We start from the raw sequence: 2,080 nt of genomic DNA, 5'->3' as shown, positions 1-2,080 counted from the left end.
GTTATGAGGATGATGTGTGGCGGATGCCCCCTCCCCTGAGTTGGCGCAGCGGTGACAAGAACGGACGTCACGGCACGGCTGAACGGCGAGGTCAACTGGCTCAGAACCAGATGCCGCAACTGTTTCGCGTGAAGTCCCGAAATCTTGGGAAGCAGCCCCACGCACGGAATCCCAAGCTCGGCTTCGGCCTCGGCTTCACTGCGCAAGGTCTGATTGAAGGCGTTGCGGACCATGACGAAAATCGCGCCCATTAGGCCGAACACGATCATGCCGGGCGGGACCAGGAAAACTGCCGGCAGCGTCTTCGGAGTTGACGGCGGCCATGCCGTCGAAAGGATCGCTACACCGGGTGAAGGAGCGGCGATGTGCTGTATCAAATCCTGTCGCCGGCCAAGGCGCTCGTTGTATCGCTGCGTTACGATGGCCACCTGAGGCTCGAGGGCACGCAAGCCGGAAAGCTGGCTCGCGGTGTCGGCCACCGCCGCGTCGAGCACCCTTTCGTGTTCTTCCAGCGCCGCGACCTGGGCGCGGTAGACTTTTGCCTCGGCTGCGATGCGCGCGATGTCCTGTTCCATCTCTCGGTTGATCGCATTCCCCAGATCCTCGTCCGCACCAGCGCCCGGCTGGCGAGCCACCAAGTCGGCCAGCACCGGCGATCCGATTTCTTCAGCGACCGCCGAAACGGGCGCGCCCGCCTTCCGCAGATCCTCGATACGTTGAAGACGCGCTTCCGAGGCGGAGAGATCGGCTTTCGACAGGGAAATCTGTCGGCTGAGTTCCGCTCTCTCATTGGCCGCATTGTTTGCCGCACTTTGATCGACGGCGCCGTGGGTCAGCCGATACGTCTCCAGACGGTTGGCTGCGTCGACCAGATCGCTTTGCACTTGCGGCAGGCCGGCGACGAGCGATTGCAGTTCGAGCTGATCCGATGCACGTCGTTTCTGTATGAGGTCGTCAATATAGACCTGAGCGAATGTGTTCGCGACAAGCGCAGCACGAGCCGGACTGGCATCGGTGAAGCCGATGGTGATGACCCGCGACCGCAGCTCTTGTCCGACCCTCATTCCGTTCCGAAGCGCCTTGAGCTCGGCCGCGTCCGCCGCTTCCGGACTTCCTGCCGCCGGCTTGCCCTGTGGCCAGACCCGGTTCAGGAGATCGCCCACGAACGAGCCCGCAGTGTGCTGATCGGCGGGAACGAGGCTGGAACCACTTTTTCCGGCAGCGTTGGTTGCCTGCGCCTTGCGCAGCGACGCCAGAACTCGACGCAAATGGGCTTGCGAGGAGAGCATCGTCAGATGGTCATCGATGCTCGAATCCAGCAAATCCTGAACCGAGCCGGCACCGCCGGTTGGAGCGTCGATGATCACCTGCGTCGCCGCCTCATACAGCACCGGACGAGCAAGACCGGCGAGACCAGCAAGGACGCCACCCAGAACGGCGATGGCAAGCAAGAACCATTTTCTCGTCGCCAAGGTGACGACAAGCTGACGGAAAGGAGACGACGGCTCCAGGGGCTCGCTTAGCGGTTGCCTCATCCGCGGATTTGTTTCGAGCGCAGCGACGGCCATTTGCGTGGTGCGCGGACGTTTGGCGCGGCCAGCTACGGAACCTTCCATCTCAACCCCCTGTCAGTTCGATATGATGAGAGAGGCGCGTTGCCGGCGCCGGTGGCTGCGTGGCTTCGTTGCGCCACGCTTGGAACATGAGCACCACAAAGGTCGCAAGAATAATCCTGCCTTCCATCCACGTGATCCCGCCAACTGGCGTCGACCTTTGCAGTGTCAAAAATCCCCTCTCCGTCAAAGCGTATATCGGCGAAAAGCTTGTGGCCCGGCCGCTCAAGCCACGCTAGGGGCAAGCTTGCTCATTGTCCTCGTCTATCTGAATGAAGCAAACCGCCTGGGGACCACACAATGGCGCGCAAGCTTTTCGTTGCACGCGCGCCGATCGAGATAGCCCCCGGTCGGTCCGAGTTCTTTCGAATGCGACTGAGACAGACTAAGTGTTTAGTCCCGGCATTTGATGGATTGGATTGAGTCTGAAGCGCTCAGGCTCTTTTGTCCAGATATTGCAGATGAAC

At 61.2% G+C, this 2,080-nt stretch carries 1 protein-coding gene; it reads right to left on the bottom strand.

Annotated features, from left to right (window positions below; genetic code table 11):
- Positions 1-1,616 (bottom strand): GumC family protein (locus tag FJ958_RS31375; protein WP_140749990.1); only part of this gene is annotated, 1,616 nt, incomplete at its 3' end.
- Positions 1,617-2,080: the final 464 nt, after the last annotated feature.

The organism is Mesorhizobium sp. B2-3-5 (assembly GCF_006442395.1).
In the GTDB taxonomy this organism is placed as follows: Bacteria; Pseudomonadota; Alphaproteobacteria; order Rhizobiales; family Rhizobiaceae; genus Mesorhizobium.
Note: the sequence above shows the minus strand (reverse complement) of the source record. Positions and strands in the feature narration are given on the sequence as shown.